We start from the raw sequence: 21,563 nt of genomic DNA, 5'->3' as shown, positions 1-21,563 counted from the left end.
GTGACACTCGCCGGGATCGGGCACGAGGCCCGGTCCGTAACAAGGGTTTTACACCGCTGGACCTTGACCCACGGGAGTCCTGTCGCCACTGTAAGGCTGTCAGACAGCCAAACAAGAGGGGGATCCCGATGCCCGCCATCCGACGCACACCCGCCGTCACTGCCCTTGCGCTCGCCGGCGCGCTGAGCCTGGGCGCCTGCTCGGCGATGGTGCCGACGGACCAGGACGCCGCCGCCGGCGGCGCTGCGGCCACGGAGGAGTCCGCCCACGCCGTCGACGAGGAGCTGGCGGCGTCCGTCCCGGCCGACGTCCGGGACGCGGGAGTGATCCGCATGGCGATCAACCCGTCCTACCCGCCGTTCGAGGTCACGCAGGCCGACGGCACGCTCGTGGGGCTCGACCCGGACCTGGCCCACGCCATCGGCGGCGTGCTCGACCTCGACATCGAGTTCGTGCCGACGTCGTTCGACGCGATCATCCCCGCCCTCCAGGCAGACGACGTCGACATGGCGATGGCCTCCATCGGCGACACCCTCGAACGCGAGGCGGTGGTCGACTTCGCCACCTACTACTGGAACGGCACGCTCGTGCTCGTCCAGGACGGCAACCCGACCGAGGTCACCCCGGAGCTGGCCTGCGGGGCGCGGATCGGCGTCGTACGCGGGAGCCTGCAGCAGAACACGTTCCTGCCCGCGCACACCGAGCGGTGCGAGGAGGCCGGCGAGGAGCCGCCGACGTCCAGCGCGTACCAGGACGTCGCGCAGGCGATCCTCGCGCTGCAGAGCAACCGGATCGACGGCGTCATGGCCGACGCCCCGCCGGTGCTCGACGCGGAGTCGAAGAACGACGGCTTCGAGGCGGCCGGGCCGCTGCTGCGCAACCCGAACCCGGGCGGTGTCGCCTTCCCGAAGGACAGCGAGCTCGCCGAGCCGGTCAGCGGGGCGATCGACGTGCTCATCGAGGACGGCACGTACGCCGACGTCCTCGACCGCTGGGGCCTGGGCGACATCGCCATCGAGCAGTCCGAGATCAACGGGGCGATCGAATGACGGCCGCCATCCTCGCGGCGTCGAGCGACGACGTCGAGACGCTCCAGGTGGTACGGCTGCGGCACCCCTGGCGCTGGGTCAGCTACGCGGTGGTCGCGGTGCTCGTGGCGATGCTGGTCAGCTCGCTGCTGACCAACCAGAACTACGGGTGGCCCGTCGTGGCCGAGTACTTCTTCTCGTCGCGGATCCTGCGCGGGCTGCTGGCGACGCTCTGGCTCACGGCCCTGGCCATGCTGGTGGGGGTGGTGCTCGGCGTCGTCCTCGCGGTGATGCGGCTTTCCCGGAACCCGATGCTGCGCTCGGTCTCCACCGCCTACATCTGGTTCTTCCGGGGCACGCCCGTGTTTGTCCAGCTGCTCTTCTGGGGGTACATCTCGGCCCTGTACCCGCGGCTGTCGCTCGGCGTCCCGTTCGGTCCGGAGCTCGTCGCGTTCGACACCAACCTGCTCATCACCCCCGTGGCCGCGGCGATCCTCGGCCTGGGCCTGAACGAGGGCGCCTACATGGGCGAGATCGTCCGGGCCGGCGTCGAGGCCGTCGACAAGGGCCAGGTCGAGGCCTCGCAGGCGCTGGGGATGAGGCGCACGCGGATCCTGCGGCGGATCGTCCTGCCGCAGGCCATGCGCGTGATCGTCCCGCCGATGGCCAACAACACGATCTCCATGCTGAAGTCCACGTCGCTGGTGAGCGTGCTCGCGTTCCCCGAGCTGCTGTACTCGGCGCAGCTCATCTACTCGGAGAACTTCCTGACGGTCCCGCTGCTGATCACCGCCTCGATCTGGTACCTCCTGGTCACCTCTGTCCTCACCGTCGGGCAGCACTACGTCGAGCGGTACTTCGGACGGGGGACGGCCGCATGACCACCATCGACGCGAGCGCGGCCGAGTCCGGGTACATGGTGCGCGCCAAGAACGTCCACAAGTCCTTCGGCAGCCTCGAGGTGCTCAAGGGCATCACGCTCGACGTGCGCTCGGGCGAGGTGATGACCCTGCTCGGCCCGTCCGGCTCGGGCAAGTCGACGTTCCTGCGGCTGATCAACCACCTCGAGACCCTCAGCGCGGGCCAGCTCTCCGTGGACGGGGAGCTCGTCGGCTACCGCCGGGCGAACAACAAGCTCTACGAGCTTCGTGAGCACGAGATCGCCGCGATGCGGGCCCGGATCGGGATGGTCTTCCAGCGCTTCAACCTGTTCCCGCACATGACGGTGCTGCAGAACATCATGGAGGCGCCGATCGGCGTCCTGCGGCAGCCGCGCGACCAGGTCCGGAAGCGCGCCGAGGCGCTGCTCGACCGGGTGGGCCTGGCCGACAAGCGCGACGCCTACCCCTCGACGCTCTCCGGCGGCCAGCAGCAGCGCGTCGCCATCGCCCGCGCCCTGGCGATGGAGCCGCGGCTCATGCTCTTCGACGAGCCCACCTCGGCACTCGACCCCGAGCTGGTCGGCGAGGTCCTGGAGGTCATGAAGGACCTCGCGCGCTCCGGCATGACGATGGTCGTCGTCACCCACGAGATCGGCTTCGCCCGCGAGGTCGCCGACTCCGTGGTCTTCATGGACGACGGCGTGGTGGTCGAGGCCGGAACCCCGCAGGAGGTGCTGGTGAACCCCCAGCACCCGCGCACCCAGAACTTCATCAGCAAGGTCCTGTGAACGGAGCAGTACGCATGCAGACAGTGGTCATCGGAGCCGGCGTCGTCGGCGCCAGCATCGCCGCGCGGCTCGCCGAGCGCGGGGCGGAAGTCGCCCTGGTCGACCAGGGCGCACCCGGCGGCGGCACGTCCAGCACGTCCTACGCCTGGGTGAACGCCAACGGCAAGGAGCCGCGGCCCTATTTCGACCTCAACCTCGCCGGGCTCGAGGCGCACCACCGGCTGTCCGCCGATGCCGCCGACGGCGGCGGGTGGCTCGGCACGGGCGGGCACGTCGAGATCGCCGTCGACGACGCGCACCGCGACCACCTCGCCGCCCGGCTCGCCCGGCTGGCCGAACGCGACTACGCGGCGGAGGCGATCACGCACGAGCGCGCGGCCGAGCTCCTGCCGGACGTGCGCGTGCCGGACGACGCCCAGCTCATCGTGCACTTCGCCCGCGAGGCCTACGCCTACCCGGCGCTCTACCTCGCCCACGTGCTCGGCCAGGCCCGCGCGGCGGGGGTACGGGTGCTGACCGGCGTCACCGTGACCGGCCTTCGCCAGTCGGTCGCCGGGGGCGGCGAGGCGCTGCTCGTCGACGGGACAGTCCTGCCCGGGGACACGATCGTGTCCGCCGTCGGGCGCCGGACCGGTGAGCTCGCGGCCCTGGCCGGGGTCGACGTGTCGATGCAGACGTTCACCACGCCCGGCGACCCCACCGTCGGCTACCTCGCCGAGACCGGGCCGGTGCCCGTCCGGCTCGGCCGGCTCGTGACCAGCCCGTGGCTCAACGTCCGTCCGGCCGGCGGCGGGCGCCTGCTCCTGCAGGCGCTCGACCTCGACGTCACCGCCGACCCCCGGGACGTACCCGGGGTGGGCTCGGCGCTCGCGGCCGAGTTCCTGCGCCGGCTGCGCGACGTCGTACCCGGCGCCGAGGGTGCCCGGATCGAGCGGCTGGTGGTCGGTCAGCGGGCGCTGCCCGGCGACGGGCGGACGATCGTTGGGCGCGTGGCGCAGGCGCCTTGGCTGTATGTCGTCGCGACGCACAGCGGCGTCACTCTGGCGCCCTACCTGGGTGAAGGCGTGGCCGCGGAGGTCTGCGGCGAGGACGTGCCGGCGTTCGCCGAGTTCCGGCCGGAGCGGTTCGTCGCCGACGCCGCGTACGAGCCGGTCGGCGCGCCGCGGACGCCGGGCGAGCAGTAGCCGTATGCGATCCTTTGAGGGTGGGGGACACCATGAAGCTGCGCCGGGAGACCGTGGCAGAACAGAGCCTGGAGATCCTGCGCAGCCAGATGCTGGACGGCACGCTCCGTCCGGGTGACCTGGTCACCGAGGAGGCCATGGCGCGGGACATCGGCATCTCCCGACCCACCATGCGCGAGGTGCTCAGCATCCTCGTCGGCGACGGCCTGCTGACCCGCAGTCCCAAGACCCGCATCCTGCACGTGACGCGGATCAGCGCGCAGTCGATCCGCGAGATCTACATCGCGCGGCGGCTGCTCGAGGTCGGGGGCGTCGAGGCGGCAGCCCACGCGGACGACGCCGCCCTCGCCCCGCTGGTGAGCGCCACCGAGCAGCTCGCCGCCGCCGTCGCCGCCGACGACCGGCCAGGGGTGGCGCGCGCCGACATCGCCGCCCACGTAGCGACCGTGGCGATCACCGGCTCCTCGGACCTCACGGACTTCTACAGCCGCCTGCTCACCAAGCTGCAGCTCGCCATAGCGCAGGTCGTCCGGTCGTCGCACTACGACACCGTGGAGCTGCGGGACCACCACCAGGTGTTCCTCGCTCTTGTGCTCGACCGGAAGGTGGACGAGGCGCGCGCACACCTGCTCGGCCGCCTGGACCGGGCCGAGGAACAGCAGCTTGACACCCTCGAGGACGCCGAGCGCGCCGCCGGCTAGCTCGGACAGCGGACGGCATCGGCCAGGTCACGGAATCCAGCGGCATTGAGCACACCGCTTTGCTGACCGTTCCTGCTCGGCGTGATCCTGAGCGTGACCGACGCTCTGTGCGCGGTTGGCCGGATGTAGTAGCACTCGTCCGTCTCGGGGCAGTAGATGCATACGACATCGATCGCGCTCTTGTCCGTCGGCTTGGCGTGGGTGCCCTGGCGGTCGTTCCAGACGGACCGGAAATGGACGGTGATCGCGCCTGAACGTGCGGCGCGGTACTTCACCTGCAGCCGATGGAACACCCCGTCCGCGTAAGCGACAAGGTCGAACGGTGCGTGCTCGGTCGCAGGGAACAACGCGATGAAACCCTGACCGACGATGTCGGCGTGCGCCTTGGCGACGCCGAGGTCACCCTTGTCCTTGGTGTGGTGCTGCGCCATCCCATCAGACTAATGGAAGGGTGTTCCATTGATCTGTCCGTCGGGTTCCCCAATTGGCATGGTCAAGACGGACTCGACCTACGCTAAACTCGGCACGCTTGCCTCCGTAGCTCAGTTGGATAGAGCGGGTCACTTCTAATGACTAGGTCGCGGGTTCGAATCCTGCCGGGGGCACCGAACACTGCCGTGAAGTGTTGTTGGCTCGCCCTTTTCGGCAGTGCAGGTTCCAGTGCTGCTGGGCACTAACCGCGTGGCGCGGCTTGGCAGAACGATCTTGACCTATCAGGATGAAGCCGTGACTCCAGGAACACGCTCCGCAGTGCTCGGCCGTCGGGGTGGTGTGGACCCGAACGTTGCGGAGCAGCTCGGCTTCACAGTGCACGACGTAGTGCGAGATCTGCGCCGCGACGTCGCTGCCGCGACCTTGCCCCTCCCCATCGATGGCATGGAGGACGCCGAAGCCTCCCGGATGCGTCTCCTGACGCAGCTCGACGAGCACCTCCTGCCCCGCCTCGCCGAGCTGTCCAGCCCCGCGATCGTCGTGCTCGCGGGGTCCACGGGCGCCGGTAAGTCCACGCTGTTCAACAGCCTCCTGGCCGAGGAGGTGTCCGAGGCAGGAGTGCTGCGGCCCACCACCCGCGAGCCCGTGGTGGGCGTGCACCCGCGGGACGTGGACACCCTCACGCCCGGCCCCGTCACCGAGCTGGCCCGCCTGGTCAAGCACGAGGGTGTGCCGCGCGGCACCGCGCTGATGGACGCGCCCGACCTCGACTCGTTCCTCTCCGAGAACCGCTCCACGGCCCACCAGCTGCTCGAAGCGGCAGACCTCTGGCTGTTCGTCACCACGGCAGCCCGCTACGGCGACGCCCTGCCCTGGCAGGCCCTGGACCGCGCGAGGGAGCGCGGCGCGAGCGTCGCGATGGTGCTCAACCGGGTGCCGCGAGAGAACCTGACGACGATCCGTGTGGACCTCAACACGCGGCTGAAGGAACGCGGCATGAAGGACGTCCCGCTCTTCATCGTGCCCGACGTCGGGCCGCACGAAGGACTGCTGGACCCGAAGCTGGTGGCGCCCATCAAGCGCTGGCTCAACCTCATGGCCGGCCCCGAGCGCTCGCGGACCGTCATCCTGCGCACGCTCAAGGGCGCGCTCGGCGCGCTTCCCGACTGGGTGATGGGGCTCGTCGGTGCCGTGGAGCAGCAGGGGACCGCCGCCTTCGACCTGCGCAACGCCGTCCAGTCGGTGGTCCCGGACGCGCAGCTCTCCGCACGGACCGCCGTCCTGTCGGGGGCGGCAGGCGAGGGCACGGTCGCCGCACGGTTCGCGGAGATCGCCAGCACGAACCACATCTCCCGCGTCACGGTGCGGGACGGCATCGCACGGACCACGAAGCGCGCGGGCAAGGCCCGCGAGGCGGCACTCGCGCGGCTGCGCGAAGAGGTCGAGGCCACCGCCGCCCGCGCGTTCGTGGCGGCCGGCGTGCGCACCGAGGAGAGCCTGCGGGCCACCCTGGCCGGTCCGGGAGCGCTACCTGCCGGGGACACGATCCTGCCGTCCGGAACGAGCCGCGCGAAGGATCGCCTCGTCTGGGGGCAGTCGGCCGCCGCCGACTGGTCCCGGCTGGCCGACGACGTCGTCGGGCGCATGGGAGGCCCGGACTCCACGGCCGCAGACCCCGAGGCCCCGGCCCGGGCCGCGGGCGCCCGGAAGGCGTTCGGCGACCGCGGCCTGGCCGCGCTGCTGCTGGCCACCGCGCTCGGGAACGAGGACTCCGCCGGGCTCGTCGACCGGGTTCTCGGCGAGACCGCTGGGGACGCGATCGAGGAACTTCAGGGCCAACTTGCCGAGAAGGTCGCGCTAGCGGTTGCGGAAGAGGCCCGTTCTGTCCAGAGTGCCCTTGACGTCCCCGCCCTAGCCGACGACGCGGCAGCTCCGCTCCGCGTCCGGCTGGCCGAGCTCAGGAGGCTGACATGACGAGCCACGACGCGACGTTGAGCGCACGCACCGAGGACCTCGGCCGCGCGTTACAGATCGCCGGGTCCCGCCTCGACGACGCCGTCTTCGGCAAGGTCGCCAGCTCCGTGGCGGGCGTGCGCGAACGGCTCGCGCTCGGCGTCGACCACACGGTCGTGGCGCTCGCGGGCGGCACCGGGTCGGGCAAGTCGAGCACGTTCAACAAGATCTCCCGCCTCACGTTCGCCGACGTCGGCGTGAAACGCCCCACCACCGCCAAGGTCACCGCCTGCTCGTGGAGCGACGACGCCGGGACGCTGCTGGACTGGCTCGGTGTGGAGCGCGAGCGCCGCATCACGCGGGCGGGTGAGCTCGACGCCGCCGACGAGGCGGCCCTGGCCGGCCTCGTGCTGCTGGACCTGCCCGACCACGACTCCGTGGCGCCCGGGCACCGCGAGGTGGTGGACAAGGTGCTGCCGCTGGTCGACCTCCTCGTGTGGGTGGTGGACCCGCAGAAATACGCAGACGACGCCCTGCACACCGGCTACCTGCGCGACTCGAGCGGCATGCAGGCGTCGACAGTGGTGGTGCTCAACCAGATCGACACGGTGCCCGTGGGGCAGCGCGACAACCTGGTCAACGACGTGAAACGGCTGCTGCGCGACGACGGCCTGGAGGACGTCCCGGTGGTCGCGGCGTCGAGCAAGACGGACATCGGCATCGAGGACCTGCGCGGGCTCCTGGAGCAGACCGTGGCGCGCCGGTCGGTCTCCGCGGGCCGCGCCGCGGGTGAGCTCGACGCCGCAGCGACCCTGCTGCTGGGCCAGACCCCGGCCGAGGTGCCGTGGCACATCGACACCGTCCTCGAACGCGAGGTGGACGCGCTGGCGCGGGCGGCCGGGCTGGAGTCCGTCGCCGCCCAGGTGGGTGCCGCGGTGCGCAACGGGTACGGCTCTCCCGAGTTCCGCTCCCCGGACCCGGACTCGATAGCGCTGTCCCGGTCGCGGTGGCTCACCGGCTCGGGCGAGTCGCTCAAGCCGGGCTGGCAGCGTTCGCTCGCCACGGGCGTGGCGAGCGCCCAGGAGGTCGCGAGCGCGGTCGCGACGGCGCTGCAGGGTGTCACGCTCGACACGCGGGGCCCGACGACGCAGCGGCTGACCCGCCGGCTGGCGCTCGGGGCCGTGCTGGTCGCCGTGCTGCTCGGGATCGCGACGGTGCTGGCCTCGATGGGGATCATGTCCGTGGGGGAGACGTGGACGACGGTGCTCGGGGTGCTCGCCGTCACGGCGGCCGTCGCGGCGCTCGTGGTGTTCCTCGTCGCGATGCAGATACGTCGCGCGCTGGCCGCCCGGCGGGCGCAGGGCGTCATCGCGTCGGGCCGGGCCGCGCTCGAGCGGGTGCTGCAACAGACCCTCGGTGTGCCCACCCAGCGGCTGCTCGACGAGCACCGTGCGGTGCGCGAGCTCGCACAGAGTGCGCGCGACGAGGGACCCTCGGTGCCGCTCCGCCTGGAAGAGAACGCGACCACAGGCAGCCAGATCCGGGTTCCGTCCCCAGGCACCGTCCAGCTGTCCGATCTGCGCATCGCTCGCGCCTGATGCTGGGTACGGGCCGGCCGCTGGGGCCGGTCCGTGACAACTCAGGAGGACCGCATGAACGATGTCATGGTGACTGTGTCCGGCAATGTCGGCAATACTCCGGCACTGCACATCTCCAAGGGGACCGAGTGGACCACGTTCCGCGTGGCCAGCACCCGGCGCCGCAGGAACGAGAACGGTGACTGGGCTGACGGCCCGACGCTGTGGTTCACGGTCAAGGCGTGGCGGGCGGCCGCGCTGAACGTGGTCGACTCGGTGCACATGGGGGACCCGGTGGTCGTCTCGGGCCGGCTCGAGGTCGACGAGTGGACCGGCCCGGAGGGCGAGTCGCGGATGGGGCTGGTGGTCAACGCGTCGGCGATCGGCGTCGACGCAACCCGCGGGAGGGTGGCGTTCACGCGGGTGGTGCGCCACGACACGGTCCCGGACGGCGCCCCGGGCGGCAGCGGCGAGCTCGTCGCGGTGTCGGCGGGCGACGCCGACCCGTTCGGGCTCGATGTGCTGGAGCCCGACGGGAGCGGTGCCGGTGCCCAGGGTGACGAGGATGACGCGGGCGACCACACCGGCGTCGGGCAGCGCGAGCTGGTGACCGCGTAGGCTGGTGCCAGTCGTGCTCCGCGGTCCGCGGGTGCCGGGAGACCTACCTACGCGGACGCTCTCCCGGCACCCGCACCTCATGACTCGGCGTGAGCGCACCTATCCGACGTACCTTCTGTGAACGGTGGAACACAGGCAGTGGCTGAATACATCTACTCCATGTACAAGGCGCGCAAGGCGCACGGCGACAAGGTCATCCTCGATGACGTGTCGCTGAACTTCTTGCCCGGCGCGAAGATCGGCGTCGTCGGACCGAACGGTGCCGGTAAGTCGACGATCCTCAAGATCATGGCCGGGCTGGACACGCCGTCGAACGGTGAGGCACGCCTGTCGCCCGGTTACACCGTCGGCATCCTGCTGCAGGAGCCGCCGCTGAACGAGGAGAAGACGGTCCTGGGCAACGTCCAGGAGGCGGTCGGGCCGATCCTCGCCAAGAAGGCGCGCTTCGACGAGATCTCCGCCCTGATGGCGGAGCCCGACGCCGACTTCGACGCGCTGCTGGCCGAGATGGGCAGCCTCCAGGAGGACATCGACGCGGCCGACGCGTGGGACCTCGACTCGCAGCTCGAGCAGGCGATGGACGCGCTGCGCTGCCCGCCGCCGGACGCCGACGTCTCGGTGCTCTCCGGTGGTGAGCGCCGCCGCGTCGCGCTGTGCAAGCTGCTCCTGGAGAAGCCCGACCTGCTGCTCCTGGACGAGCCGACCAACCACCTCGACGCCGAGTCCGTGCTGTGGCTCGAGCAGCACCTCGCGGGCTACTCGGGCGCCGTCCTGGCCGTGACGCACGACCGGTACTTCCTCGACCACGTCGCGGAGTGGATCTGCGAGATCGACCGGGGCCGCCTCTACCCGTACGAGGGCAACTACTCGACGTACCTCGAGAAGAAGCAGGCGCGCCTGGAGGTCCAGGGCAAGAAGGACGCCAAGCTCTCCAAGCGCCTCAAGGAGGAGCTGGAGTGGGTGCGGTCCAACGCCAAGGGCCGCCAGACCAAGTCGAAGGCCCGCCTGGCCCGTTACGAGGAGATGGCGGCGGAGGCGGACCGCACCAGGAAGCTCGACTTCGAGGAGATCCAGATCCCCGCCGGCCCGCGCCTGGGCTCGCTGGTGCTGGACGCCGAGAACCTGAAGAAGGGCTTCGACGACCGCGTGCTCATCGACGGCCTGTCGTTCACGCTGCCGCGTAACGGCATCGTCGGCGTCATCGGCCCGAACGGTGTCGGTAAGACCACGCTGTTCAAGACCATCGTGGGCCTGGAGCCGCTCGACGGGGGCAACCTCAAGGTCGGCGAGACGGTCTCGATCTCGTACGTCGACCAGTCGCGCGGCGGCATCGACCCGAAGAAGACCCTGTGGGAGGTCGTGTCCGACGGGCTCGACTTCATCAAGGTCGGCAACGTCGAGATCCCGTCCCGCGCCTACGTGGCGTCGTTCGGGTTCAAGGGCCCGGACCAGCAGAAGCCCGCGGGCGTGCTTTCCGGTGGTGAGCGCAACCGCCTCAACCTGGCGCTGACCCTCAAGCAGGGCGGCAACCTGCTGCTCCTCGACGAGCCCACCAACGACCTCGACGTCGAGACCCTCGGCTCGCTGGAGAACGCCCTGCTGGAGTTTCCCGGCTGCGCCGTCGTGGTCTCGCACGACCGGTGGTTCCTCGACCGAGTGGTCACCCACATCCTCGCGTACGAGGGCACCGAGGAGAACCCGGCGAACTGGTACTGGTTCGAGGGCAACTTCGAGTCGTACGAGGCCAACAAGGTCGAGCGCCTGGGCGCGGACGCGGCCCGCCCGCACCGCGTCACGTACCGCAAGCTGACCCGCGACTGACGACGCTGGTTCTCGTGACCGGACCAAGAGTCCGGTCACGAGAACCACCACGACCCGAAACCTGTCGGTCCATCGCTGCGTCGAACCGAGATCTGCTGGTCGATCTGGCCCGTGATGGACGACCAACCTTCGGCTCGGCGACCGGATGGATGAGACCCGCGGCTCGGCGTGGCGGTCGGGCCGCCGCAGATCGGGTGAATACACATGTAATCCTTGCTGCAACTGGACATCTTCGACAAGATGCCGCAGTGAGCCCTGCCCTACGGCCCGGGTGGCGTGACCTTCCGCCGCCGCTGCGAGACCGCATGACCGACCTGTTCGGCGCCCGCGTGATCGCCGCCAGGCATCCGGACGACTCCGGACTGCTGCCCACCGCCCAGTTCGAGGTGCAGACGTCCAAGGGGCATGCCTTCGTGAAGGCGCTCGGCACGGAGCAGCCCGGTCCGCTGAACTTCCTGCGGCAGGAGATCGCGCTCTCGCCGTTGCTGCCCGCCGCCGCTCCCCACCCGGAGCTCCTGTGGTCGATCGACGAGGTCCTGCCGAACCTCGGCACCTGGGTGGTGGTCGGCTACTCGATGACGAAGAAGGTGCGGCCGATCGACCTGTCCTGGCCGGAGGAGGACGTCGCGGCGATGGTCAAGGTCGTGCGCGGGCTCGGCGAGATCGAGGCGCCCGACGACCCGATGTTCCTGCCGGAGGAGAAGGTGTTCCCCACGGACTCGTGGGAGTTCCTCGCGGACAAGCGGCCCGCGGGCCTCGCGAACCACTCGCCGTGGCTCGCCAACCGGCTGGAGGGTCTCGCGGAGATCGCCTCGCACGCCCCGCAAGCGATAGCCGGCAAGAGCCTGCAGCACGGTGCGCTGCGGGTGCAGAACGTCCTGCTGCCCGCGATGCCGGGCGACGATGCGCTGGTGGTCGACTGGATCCGGGGCAGCGCCGGGGCGCCGTACCTCGACCTCGTCTCGATGCTGCTGCACGCCCGGACGAACGACGGCCCGCCGCCGGAGGCCACGCTGCGCAGGTACGGCCTGCCGCCCGGCACGGAGCAGGACGCCGTGACCTGCTGGATCGCGGTGCTTGCCGGCCACTACCTGAAGTCGTCGATGGACGCGCCGCCGACCGACATGCCGGAGCTGCGTTCCTACCAGCACCGGCTGGCCCGGGCGGCCGTGTCGTGGCTGCAGACCCGGCTCGGTTTCTGACCGGAGGAATTCGCGCCATACGGATTGTGGTTTGCGGGTGAAAGCCCAGTTGGGCACACTCCGGCCATGAGCGCTGTGCGGCGGCCGGCATGGTCCGATCTACCCCCCTCTGTCCGTTCCCGGGTCAGCGAGACCATGGGAGGACGGGTGATCGGCTCCGCCCCGCTGACCGGGACCGAGCTGTCCGGCCAGCTGGAGGTGCTGCAGACGGCGTCGGGCCGGGCGATCGTTCGAGCGGTGGGGCCGGAGGCCCCGCTGACTCAGGACCGGATGGCCGCCGAGGCGGCCTTCGTGGCGATCCTGCCCGACGAGGTGCCGAGCCTTGCGCTCGAGTGGTCCGTCGACGAGGTGCTCCCCGGGGCCGGCCGCTGGGTGGTGCTGGGCTATCACAACGAGCCCATCCGCCCGCCGCACGATCCCTGGGACGACGGGGACCTCGCCGCGGCCGTCGAGCTCGCCATCCAGATCGGTACGAGCGAGGCGCCCGCGGACCTGCCCGACGCGCTCGACGTGCTGGACGTCGGCGCCTGGGCCACGATCGCCGCGATGCGCCCCGTCGGCCTGTCCGCCTTCACGCCGTGGCTGTCCGACAAGATCGACCACCTCGCCGACATCGCGAGCTACGCCGGCGAGGCGATGTCCGGCAAGAACCTGGTGCACGGCGCGCTCAGCCGGGAGTCGATCCTGATCACCGACCACGGCTGGGACGCGACCAGCGCCCATGCGGTCGACTGGTTCATGCCGTCCCACGGCGCGTCGTTCCTCGACGTCGTCCTGCTGCTGCCGTACCTGCGGGTCGACGGCGCACCGCCGCCCGAGGTGGTCCTGGACCGGCACCCGCTGCCCGACGTCGACCCCGAGGCGCTCACCTGCGCAGTGACGGTCGTCGCGGGGGCCCTGGTGCTCGAGTCGATGCGGCCGCCGGAGCGCGGCGTGCCGCACGGCCGCGCCGTCCAGCGCGAGGTGGCGCACGCCGCCCTCTACTGGTTGCGCACGCGTCTCGGCAGCTGACCCTTTCACCTCACCGTCACCCCACGGGCGCGCCTGACCTGCGCTTCTGCGGCAGACTGTGCGCCATGACCGACAAGCCGGACGACGACGCGGCGCTCGGCGTACCGAACGTGGACGCGGGCTCATGGCAGCGCGCCGGACGGCCCCCGACGCCCGCCGCGATCGTCGCCGAGCCCGACGACGAGTCCGGCCTGATGGGCGCGCTGGAGGTGCTCCGGGCCAAGCTCGGTGCGCTGCGGCTGCCGCTGGAGACGGCGGGCGTGGCGACTGCGCGCACGGACCTGCGCCGGGCGACGGACCAGCTCGACGACTACCTGCTGCCGCGGCTGCGCGCGCAGAAGGCGCCGCTGCTCGTCGTGGTCGGCGGGTCGACGGGCGCGGGCAAGTCGACCCTCGTGAACTCGGTGCTGGGGGAGCGGGTGACGCAGCCGGGCGTGCTGCGGCCCACCACGAGGGCGCCGGTGCTGGTGCACCACCCGCTGGACGGTCGCTGGTTCTCCACGGACCGGGTGCTGCCGGGGATGGCGCGCGTGACGGCGTCGGGCAGCAGGCCGTCGGGCGGGATGTCGCCCGGGAGCGGCGGGCACGGCCCGGCGCAGGGCGGCGGCTCGCCGTCGGAACCGTCGCGCACCCTGCGCCTCGTGCCGAGCGACTCGCTGCCGAAGGGCCTGGCGCTGCTGGACGCGCCGGACATCGACTCCGTCGACACCGCCAACCGCGAGCTCGCGGCGCAGCTGCTCGGGGCGGCGGACCTGTGGCTGTTCGTCACGACGGCGGCGCGCTACGCCGACGCGGTGCCGTGGGACCTGCTGCTGCAGGCCGCGGCCCGGAAGGCGCAGGTCGCGATGGTGCTGGACCGCGTGGACCCGGGCGCCGAGGCCACCGCGGACGACCTGCGGGACATGATGGTGGAGCACGGCCTGGCCGACAGCCCGCTGTTCGTCATCCCCGAGTCCGACCTGACCGACGGGATGCTGCCCGAGGACGCCGTCTCGGAGGTGTCGCGCTGGCTCACCGGGCTGGGTGGTGACGCGGACGCCCGCCGGCGGGTCATCGCCGCGACCCGCGACGGCGTGGTGGACTCCCTCGTGGTGCGGGCGGCCGAGCTGGCCGACGCCGCGGACGCGCAGCAGGCCGCCGACGTCCGGCTGCGCCACGTCGTGGACCGCGCCTACGCGGACGCGGTGGCGCACGTGGCGGCGGCGACGTCGGACGGCGCGCTGCTGCGCGGCGAGGTGCTCGCCCGCTGGCAGGACTTCGTGGGCACCGGCGAGTTCTTCCGCGCGATCGAGGAGGGCATCGGCCGGTTCCGGGACGCGGTCGCCGCGTTCTTCCGCGGCAGGCCCAAGGAGGCGCCCCAGGTCGAGCAGGCCATCGCCCACGGTCTGGAGTCGGTGGTGCTGGACGCCGCCGAGGACGCCGCCGAGCGGTCGTACGAGGGGTGGCGGGGCGACGCCGCGGGCGCGGCGCTCCTGGAGGGCCTGGAGCTGTCGCGGACGCCGGCGGCGCTGCGTGCCGAGGTGGGCGGGCAGATCCGCGGCTGGCAGGGCGACGTCCTGGGGCTCGTGCGCGAGCAGGGCGAGTCGAAGCGGGGCAAGGCCCGCGCACTGTCGTTCGGCGTGAACGGCCTTGGCGTGGCGCTGATGATCTTCGTGTTCGCCTCGACGGGCGGTCTCACCGGCATCGAGGTCGGCATAGCCGGCGGATCGGCGGTGCTGGCCCAGCGCCTGCTGGAGGCGGTGTTCGGCGAGGACGCCGTGCGGCGCCTGGCCGTGCAGGCCCGCGACCGGCTGCGTGCCCGCATCCAGGCCGTGATGGACGGGCAGGCCGCCCGGTACACGGCGCAGCTCGACGCCCTCGGCTCAGCGGAGGCGGGCGGGGCCGGCCTGCGCGTCGCGGCCGCCGCCGTCGCCTCCGCCGCCTCGGCGGAGCGGGGCTCGCGGGTGGACGCCGTGGCGCCTGCCGAGGGCCTCACGGAGAGTCGCGGGCTGCGCGGCGTCCGTGCCGGGGCAACCAGCGAGAACCTCTCGGACGGGCGCACCGACCTGGCCGAAGGCACGGGCAAGAAGGGCTTCTGGAGGCGGCTGTTCGGGGAGGGTGACCGGTGAGCCGGCTCGACCTGGCCGACCGCACCACGGCCCTCGACACCGCGATCCAGGCCGCGGAGGGCCGCATCGAGCCCGCGCTGCTGGACGAGGCGCGCGCCGTCGTGACCAGGGCGCGCGAGCGCGGTGGCCTGTCCGCGGAGCACACCGTCGTGGCGCTGGCGGGCGCCACCGGGTCGGGCAAGTCGTCGGTGCTGAACGCGGTGGCGGGTCTTGCGATCGCGCAGCCCGGCGTGCGGCGTCCCACGACGTCGCACGCGATGGCCGCGGTCTGGGGCGAGGGCGCTGACCCGCTCCTGGACTGGCTGGAGGTCGGACGGCGGCACCACGTGGCTGCGGCGACCGAACCCGTCGAGACCGATGCGCGGGTTGAGCCGGCCGAAGTCGGGGTCTCGACCGGCGCGACCAGCGGAAGCCGCGGGCCGTTCCGCCGTCGGACGCCGGCGGGGGACGCCACCGGACTGGTGCTGCTGGACCTGCCCGACCACGACTCGATAGTGACCGAGCACCGCACGCGCGCCGAGCGCTTGGTGCAGCGCGCCGACCTGCTGGTCTGGGTCGTGGACCCGCAGAAGTACGCGGACGCCGCCCTGCACGAGGGCTTCCTGCGGCCGCTTGCGGGCCGCGCCGAGGTGGTGGTCGTGGCGCTCAACCAGGCTGACCGCCTCACGCCCGACGAGACGTCCGCGATGGTCGCGGACCTCAAGCGGATAGTGGCCGACGACGGCCTGGAGGGGGCGCGGGTGCTCGCCGTGTCCGCCAAGACCGGGCAGGGCATGGACCAGCTCCGCGACCTGCTCCGCATCGCCGCGATCAAGCGGGAGGCCGCGACGGCCCGGCTCGCCGCGGACGAGCGGGCGGTGGCGCAGAAGATCGTCGACGAGTGCGGCACGCCGCCGCCGTCGCGCACGGGGAACCAGGCCCGGGGCGAGCTGGTGGCGGCCCTGGAGAATGCCGCGGGCGTGCCGACGGTGGTGGGCGCGGTCCGCGCCTCCGCCCGGCGCGACGCCCGGGCGGCGACCGGCTGGCCGCTTACCCGCTGGGTCGGGCGCCTGCGCAAGGACCCGCTGCGGCGGCTCGGGCTGCGCTCGACGGACCGGGAGCACCGGGCGCCGTCGGGCCGGGAGGACCTGGTGCGCACGTCGCTGCCGACGGCGCGGCCGGCGGTGCGGTCCACCGCGGCCTCGGCCGTGCGGCGCTACGTCGAGGAGGTGACGCGCGGGGTCGCGGACCCGTGGGTCCTGGCGGCGCGCTCGCGCGGGCAGGCGGGCATCGACCAGCTGCCCGACGCCCTCGACCAGGCAGTGGCCGCCACCCGCGTCGAGGCGTCCCGCCGCCCGATGTGGTGGTCGCTGGTCAACTTCGTGCAGTGGTCCCTCGTGGTCGTGGTGGTCGCGGGCCTGCTGTGGCTGGCCGTGCTGTTCGGCTTCGCGTACCTGCAGCTCCCGCCCCTGCCGACGCCCGTGCTGACCCTGCCGACCTGGTCGGGCGGCGACGGCGTCGTGTTCCCGGGGGCACCGGAGCCCGGCTCCGGCGAGGGCCTCGGCGTCGACCCGTTCCGGATCCCGTGGCCCACGCTCATGGTGCTGGGCGGGCTCGCGCTCGGCCTCCTGCTCGCCCTGGTCTGCCGCGTGTTCGGCGCCCTCGGCGCCCGGCGACGGGCGATGGCCGCCCGGCGACGGCTCCGGCAGTCGGTTGGCAAGGTCGCGGACCGGCTGGTCCGGCAGCCCGTGGCGGAGGAGATGGCCCAGCTCGCGAGCTGCCGGACGGCGGCGACGGTCGCCGCGAGCTGACCGGCACCCTTGCTGTGGGCGTGATCGTTGCGCCCCTGTGCCCGCTCTAGCGCAACGATCACGCCCACAACAAACCTGGGTCAGCCGCGGTGGCGGAACGTGATCGGGTCCTCCTCGAATCCCTTCCACGCGAGGCGTTCCGCCTCGGTGAGCCGGCGCGGCCGGTCCGTGGCGGCGTCGACGAACACGAGCGTGGTGGTCGCGCGGGCGTAGGGATCGCCGCCCGACGTCGGGCCGGTCTTCGCCATGCCGGCGGCGCCGTCGTGCACCTCATAGCAGACCTCCGCGCTAGCGCCGCCGATCCGGCCGAGCCACATCTCCACGCGCACCGGCGTCCGGGTGAACAGCAGCGGGCGCAGGTACTCGATGCGCTGGCCGGCCACGAGGGTGTGCGAGTCGGCGTCGGGGCCGGTGGGGACCACCGCCGTCGGCCAGGCCTCGCCCTCCGGTGCCTCGGGGTGCAGCCAGAAGGCGGTGATCCGGGCGTCCTCCAGCAGGCGGAACATCGCCACGTTGTTGACGTGGGCGTAGGCGTCCAGGTCGGACCAGCGCAGCGTGACGGGGACGTGGAGGCGTGTCATGCGCCTATCTTCCCCCGGCCGGCTTCAGCGTTTGGCAACAGGAGAAATCACTCGCCGCGGCATAGTCCGTGCTGAGTGGTTCTCAGCGTGTCCGAATTGGTAGGTTCATCCGCCTTGGTCCCGGACACGGAGGAACGGTGGATCTGCCCGCGCACTACCTCGACCCGGTCACCCTGCACGAGGTGTTCGACGACGTCCCGGCCGCCCAGGCGTACCTCGCCGAGCTGGCGGACAGCCCCGACAGCGACGCGCCCGGGACGCTCGCCGTGCGAGTCCCGCTCACCCGCGCGCTCGCGCCGGAGGCGGACGACCCCGAGGCCGAGCTGGCCGAGGCCGAGCGACTCGGGTGGCTCGCCGTCAGCCTGAACGGCGGGCCGGGGGACGGCGCGGCGGCTGCTCACTCACACGCCGCCGAGGTGCCCCTCGGCGCCGTCGCGCCCCTGCTCCGGCTCGCCCACGTGCTGCAGTGGTGGCACCGGTTCTCGGAGGCGGACCTGCTGTTCGGGCTGGCTCTGGAGGCTGCGCACTACCACGGGGAGCACGCCGCGAGCATCGAGTATGCGCGCCGGCTCGAGTTCTTCGCACTGCAGCACTGGGGCAAGTGCCGGTACGACCAGGCGCTCGAGGTGCACGCCGGCCAGGCGCGGCCGTTCCTCGGCGAGGCGCTGGCCCTGTTCGTGCGCGCCCTGGAGCAGCGGGTGGAGGTCAACGCGTCCCCGGACGAGATCGCGACCACCCGCCAGGCGGTGCGGGCGGCCCGCGACCGGCTGGCCGAGCTCGGGGCCTGAACGGGCCCGAGCGGGTTGAGCGGGTCGAGCAGGCCTAAGCGGGCAGGCGGATCATGCCCTCCTGGCCCGCCGAGGCCACGAGGGCGCCGTCCTGCGTGTAGACCTTGGCGGTCCCCAGGGCGCGGCCGCCCTGCGCAGTCGGCGAGGACTGCACGAACAGCATCCACTCGTCCACCTGGACGTCGCGGTGCCACCACATGCCGTGGTCGAGGCTGGCCATGGGCACCGTGGCGGCGACGTCCTGCCAGGACTTTCCCGCGGCGCGCATGGCGGGCTCCAGCATGAGCTGGTCGCAGGCGTAGGCCAGCAGGGCGCGGTGCATCGACTGGTCCTTGATACCGAGCGGCCGGCGCGTGCGCATCCAAACGAGCTGCGTGGCGGGCGGCGTGCCGCCGTGCGCCACCGCGGCGTCCGGGTGCAGGTACAGCGACCCGCCCACGTGCCGCAGCTCGAACGGCGAGTCCGCCCAGAACTGGGCGCGGATGTCGGCGCCCTCCGGCAGGGCGCCGAGCTCGTCGAACGCGGAGCCGACCTCGTCGGGCGCGGGGACGCCGTCGGGCATCGGTTCGGCGTGCTCGTAACCCGGCTGGTCCTCCTGGAAGGAGGCGATCATCGACAGGATCGGCTTGCCGAACTGGATCGCGTGGGTGCGCCGGGCGCTGAACGAGCGCCCGTCGCGCAGCCGTTCCACCGCGAAGTCGATGGGTTCCTCGACCCGTCCCTCGCGCAGGAAGTAGCCGTGCAGGGAGTGGATCAGGCGGCCGTCGGGCACCGTGCGGTCCGCGGCCAGGATGGCCTGCGCGAGCACCTGGCCGCCGTAGGCGCGGTTGGCCAGGGCGGGCATGCTGTTCCCGCGCAGCACGTCCTCCTCGCCGCGCGGTCCCCAGCCCTCGAGGTGCCGCAGGTCGAGCACCTGCAGCAGGCGGTCGAGCGCATCGGGCCCACGGTCCGACAGGGCGTCGCCGGCGATCGTCTCAGGGGTGGTGGCGTCCACGGGCGGGCGTTCTCCTTCGGTCCTATGGTCTGTCTGCTGGTCAGTCTTCGAACGTGTTGATCATGCTGAACGCCGCGCGCTCCAGGTAGTCCCACAGCTGCGACTCGTGGATCGGCGCGAGGCCGAGGGAGTCGACGGCGGTCCGCATGTGCGCGAGCCAACGGTCGCGGGCGTCGGGGTTCACCTTGAACGGCATGTGCCGCATCCGCAGGCGCGGGTGCCCGCGCTGCGCGGAGTAGGTGCCCGGTCCGCCCCAGTACTGCTCGAGGAACATCGTCAGACGCTCCTTCGCCGGCCCCAGGTCCTCCTCGGGGTACATGGGGCGCAGCACCGGGTCGTCAGCGACGCCGTCGTAGAACGCGTCGACGAGGCGCACGAACGTGTCGTGGCCGCCGACGGCGTCGAAGAAGGAATCCTGTGTCACGTCCGTCATCCTGCCACCCGCCTGTGACACGGACTATGACGGTTTCGTGAAACTGAGTCGCATGTGAGCGAGTCGACAATTGCCCGGGCGAAAGGCTTGCCAGCACAGATAGGGTGTAACCCAAACCTGCAGCGACGCACGGTGGGAGTTGAGACATGACCAAGGCTGACCAGATCCTTGCGGCACTCGGGGGAACCTCGAACGTCGTCGAGCTGGAACCGTGCATCACCCGGCTCCGAGTCGAGGTGAGCGATCCGTCCCTCGTGGACGAGCCCGGACTGAAGTCGTCGGGAGCGTTCGGCGTGGTCCGGTCCGGCAGGGTGGTCCAGGTGATCGTCGGCCCGGAGGCCGACAACCTCGCGGCGGAGCTCGACACGCTCAGAGTCTGACCACGAGCAGGATGTGACCGTGAGAAGGTGACTTGCGCGGGCCCGGGCGTATCCCCGGGCCCGTGACCTGTTTCACGATCGAGCGACGGCCTGCGCCCCCGACGCGAACGGCCTGTGAAGGTCGCGCAGGAGTCCGCCGGACCCGGCTGAGGATGTCCGGTCCTGCTCCCGAACCCGAGTAGGTTGGCAGCCGTGTTCGAGTCTCTTGCTGCCTCCGTGTTCGACAGTGCCGAGGATTTCTGGGCCTGGTTCGGTGACCGGCCCCTGAAGATCATCCTGATCCTCGTGATCGGCATGGTCACGATCGCCGTGCTGCGGCGCGTCGTCGCCGCCCTCACCGAGCGCATCGCCACCGGCCAGCAGAAGCCCAGGACGGTGGTCCAGAGCGACCCCGACCCCGTCGGCACCACCACCGGCGCGATTCCCAGCACCGCACCGGGTGCCATGCCCGGCGCCATACCCGCGCAGGGCGGGAAGAAGCGCCGGCGCAAGAACATGCTGATGTCGCCGCAGGCCCTCGCCGACGTGCTCGGTGCGACCAACCCGCGCGTCGCCGAGCGGCGCGCCCAGCGCGCGCGGACCGTTGGCTCGGTGCTGACCTCCTCGGTCAACATCGTGATCGGCACGATCATGCTGCTCTCGATCCTGCAGACGATCGGCTGGGACGTCGCGCCGCTGCTGGCCGGCGCAGGGGTGGTCGGCGTCGCCATCGGTTTCGGCGCGCAGAGCCTCGTCAAGGACTTCCTGGCCGGCATCCTCCTGCTCATCGAGGACCAGTTCGGCGTCGGCGACAACGTCGACCTCGGGGGCGGCGTGATCGGCACCGTCGAGGCGATGGGCCTGCGGCTCACCCAGGTGCGGGCGTTCGATGGCACCCTCTGGTACGTCCGCAACGGCGAGATCCTGCGCGCGGGCAACCGCACCCAGGAGTGGAGCCGCGCGGTCGCCTCGGTGCAGGTCCCGCTGGGGACGGACATCGACGCCGTGCGCGCGGCGCTCGGCCGCGCCGTCGACCAGGTGAAGAACGACCCGGAGCTCGCCGACAGCCTCCTGGAGACCCCGTCGGTGCGCGGCGTCGACGCCGTCGACAGCACGGGCCTCACCTTCACGCTGCACGCCCAGGTGCGCCCCGCCCAGCAGTGGCCGGTCGCGCGGGCGCTGCGCGTAGCGGCCCACTCCGCCCTGCTGAACGAGGGGATCGTCGCGCGCTCGGCGCCGGTGCCGTTCGACGAGCGTGACGAGCACGTCGCGGGGGACACGCCGGGCGTCATCTGACGCGGCGGGGCGGATTTC

The 21,563-nt window shown here is 72.0% G+C and carries 20 protein-coding genes and 1 tRNA gene; 17 read left to right on the top strand and 4 right to left on the bottom strand.

Going from position 1 to position 21,563, the window contains the following annotated elements:
* Positions 1 to 128 precede the first annotated feature (128 nt).
* The 5 genes from C8K30_RS03395 to C8K30_RS03375 are packed head-to-tail and all read left to right on the top strand — an operon-like array spanning position 129 to position 4,582.
* Positions 129 to 1,049, top strand: coding sequence for an ABC transporter substrate-binding protein (locus C8K30_RS03395; RefSeq protein ID WP_108491436.1), 921 nt, complete (start codon positions 129 to 131; stop codon positions 1,047 to 1,049).
* Positions 1,046 to 1,909 (top strand): amino acid ABC transporter permease, encoded by an 864-nt coding sequence (locus tag C8K30_RS03390; RefSeq protein ID WP_108491435.1) that lies wholly within the window; start codon positions 1,046 to 1,048, stop codon positions 1,907 to 1,909. The genes C8K30_RS03395 and C8K30_RS03390 overlap by 4 nt, the downstream gene beginning before the upstream one ends.
* A complete protein-coding gene (locus C8K30_RS03385; protein ID WP_108491434.1) occupies positions 1,906 to 2,697 on the top strand; it encodes an amino acid ABC transporter ATP-binding protein in 792 nt (263 codons plus the stop codon). The genes C8K30_RS03390 and C8K30_RS03385 overlap by 4 nt, the downstream gene beginning before the upstream one ends.
* 14 nt (positions 2,698 to 2,711) lie before the next feature.
* A complete protein-coding gene (locus C8K30_RS03380; protein WP_108491433.1) occupies positions 2,712 to 3,881 on the top strand; it encodes an FAD-binding oxidoreductase in 1,170 nt (389 codons plus the stop codon).
* A 20-nt stretch (positions 3,882 to 3,901) separates the two neighbouring features.
* Positions 3,902 to 4,582, top strand: coding sequence for a GntR family transcriptional regulator (locus C8K30_RS03375; protein WP_132237621.1), 681 nt, complete (start codon positions 3,902 to 3,904; stop codon positions 4,580 to 4,582).
* Here the strand turns inward: C8K30_RS03375 and C8K30_RS03370 are convergent.
* Positions 4,579 to 5,013 (bottom strand): group I intron-associated PD-(D/E)XK endonuclease, encoded by a 435-nt coding sequence (locus C8K30_RS03370; protein ID WP_108491431.1) that lies wholly within the window; start codon positions 5,011 to 5,013, stop codon positions 4,579 to 4,581. The two genes, C8K30_RS03375 and C8K30_RS03370, sit on opposite strands and share 4 nt — an antisense overlap.
* A gap of 100 nt (positions 5,014 to 5,113) precedes the next feature.
* On the opposite strand from C8K30_RS03370, the gene C8K30_RS03365 reads away from it, so the two are divergent.
* The 9 genes from C8K30_RS03365 (at position 5,114) to C8K30_RS03325 (ending at position 17,094) form a co-directional block, all read left to right on the top strand.
* Positions 5,114 to 5,187 (top strand) — tRNA-Arg (locus C8K30_RS03365).
* 121 nt (positions 5,188 to 5,308) lie between these two features.
* Complete coding sequence (locus tag C8K30_RS03360; protein ID WP_233256948.1) at positions 5,309 to 6,988, top strand: GTPase domain-containing protein; 1,680 nt, start codon at positions 5,309 to 5,311, stop codon at positions 6,986 to 6,988.
* Entirely contained in the window at positions 6,985 to 8,565 is a 1,581-nt protein-coding gene (locus C8K30_RS03355; RefSeq protein WP_108491429.1) for a GTP-binding protein, read from the top strand. Before C8K30_RS03360 ends, C8K30_RS03355 begins: the two co-directional genes overlap by 4 nt.
* 54 nt (positions 8,566 to 8,619) lie before the next feature.
* Positions 8,620 to 9,162 (top strand): single-stranded DNA-binding protein, encoded by a 543-nt coding sequence (locus C8K30_RS03350; protein WP_108491428.1) that lies wholly within the window; start codon positions 8,620 to 8,622, stop codon positions 9,160 to 9,162.
* Between the two features lie 138 nt (positions 9,163 to 9,300).
* On the top strand, positions 9,301 to 10,983 hold the full coding sequence (gene ettA, locus C8K30_RS03345) for an energy-dependent translational throttle protein EttA (protein WP_108491427.1): 1,683 nt from the start codon (positions 9,301 to 9,303) through the stop codon (positions 10,981 to 10,983).
* A 305-nt stretch (positions 10,984 to 11,288) separates the two neighbouring features.
* On the top strand, positions 11,289 to 12,185 hold the full coding sequence (locus tag C8K30_RS03340; RefSeq protein ID WP_158280922.1) for a phosphotransferase: 897 nt from the start codon (positions 11,289 to 11,291) through the stop codon (positions 12,183 to 12,185).
* A gap of 147 nt (positions 12,186 to 12,332) precedes the next feature.
* Positions 12,333 to 13,196, top strand: a complete 864-nt coding sequence (locus tag C8K30_RS03335; protein WP_108491425.1) for a hypothetical protein — start codon at positions 12,333 to 12,335, stop codon at positions 13,194 to 13,196.
* Positions 13,197 to 13,261: 65 nt separating this feature from the next.
* Positions 13,262 to 15,304 (top strand): dynamin family protein, encoded by a 2,043-nt coding sequence (locus C8K30_RS03330; RefSeq protein ID WP_108491424.1) that lies wholly within the window; start codon positions 13,262 to 13,264, stop codon positions 15,302 to 15,304.
* Complete coding sequence (locus tag C8K30_RS03325) at positions 15,301 to 17,094, top strand: GTPase family protein (RefSeq protein WP_108491423.1); 1,794 nt, start codon at positions 15,301 to 15,303, stop codon at positions 17,092 to 17,094. The genes C8K30_RS03330 and C8K30_RS03325 overlap by 4 nt, the downstream gene beginning before the upstream one ends.
* 80 nt (positions 17,095 to 17,174) lie before the next feature.
* Here the strand turns inward: C8K30_RS03325 and C8K30_RS03320 are convergent, their stop codons facing one another.
* On the bottom strand, positions 17,175 to 17,675 hold the full coding sequence (locus C8K30_RS03320; protein WP_108491422.1) for a thioesterase family protein: 501 nt from the start codon (positions 17,673 to 17,675) through the stop codon (positions 17,175 to 17,177).
* 137 nt (positions 17,676 to 17,812) lie between these two features.
* Here C8K30_RS03320 and C8K30_RS03315 point away from each other — a divergent pair, with 137 nt between their 5' ends.
* Positions 17,813 to 18,463 carry a hypothetical protein gene (locus tag C8K30_RS03315; RefSeq protein ID WP_108491421.1) on the top strand — a complete coding sequence of 217 codons (651 nt, stop codon included), beginning with the start codon at positions 17,813 to 17,815 and terminating at the stop codon, positions 18,461 to 18,463.
* Positions 18,464 to 18,497: 34 nt separating this feature from the next.
* Here the strand turns inward: C8K30_RS03315 and C8K30_RS03310 are convergent, their stop codons facing one another.
* Positions 18,498 to 19,457, bottom strand: coding sequence for an acyl-CoA thioesterase II (locus tag C8K30_RS03310; RefSeq protein WP_108491420.1), 960 nt, complete (start codon positions 19,455 to 19,457; stop codon positions 18,498 to 18,500).
* A gap of 40 nt (positions 19,458 to 19,497) precedes the next feature.
* On the bottom strand, positions 19,498 to 19,881 hold the full coding sequence (locus tag C8K30_RS03305) for a globin (protein WP_108491896.1): 384 nt from the start codon (positions 19,879 to 19,881) through the stop codon (positions 19,498 to 19,500).
* 155 nt (positions 19,882 to 20,036) lie between these two features.
* On the opposite strand from C8K30_RS03305, the gene C8K30_RS03300 reads away from it, so the two are divergent.
* Together C8K30_RS03300 and C8K30_RS03295 are read left to right on the top strand one after the other, a co-directional pair.
* Positions 20,037 to 20,270: a glucose PTS transporter subunit EIIB gene (locus tag C8K30_RS03300; protein ID WP_020018155.1), complete on the top strand. Its 234-nt coding sequence runs from the start codon at positions 20,037 to 20,039 to the stop codon at positions 20,268 to 20,270.
* 192 nt (positions 20,271 to 20,462) lie between these two features.
* The gene (locus tag C8K30_RS03295) at positions 20,463 to 21,545 is read left to right on the top strand and encodes a mechanosensitive ion channel family protein (protein ID WP_233256947.1); all 1,083 of its coding nucleotides are present in this window, start codon (positions 20,463 to 20,465) and stop codon (positions 21,543 to 21,545) included.
* Positions 21,546 to 21,563: the final 18 nt, after the last annotated feature.

The sequence above is a fragment of the Promicromonospora sp. AC04 genome, assembly GCF_003058225.1.
GTDB lineage: Bacteria > Actinomycetota > Actinomycetes > Actinomycetales > Cellulomonadaceae > Promicromonospora.
The sequence above is the reverse complement of the archived record's forward strand: the minus strand, read 5'-3'. Positions and strand labels throughout refer to the sequence as shown.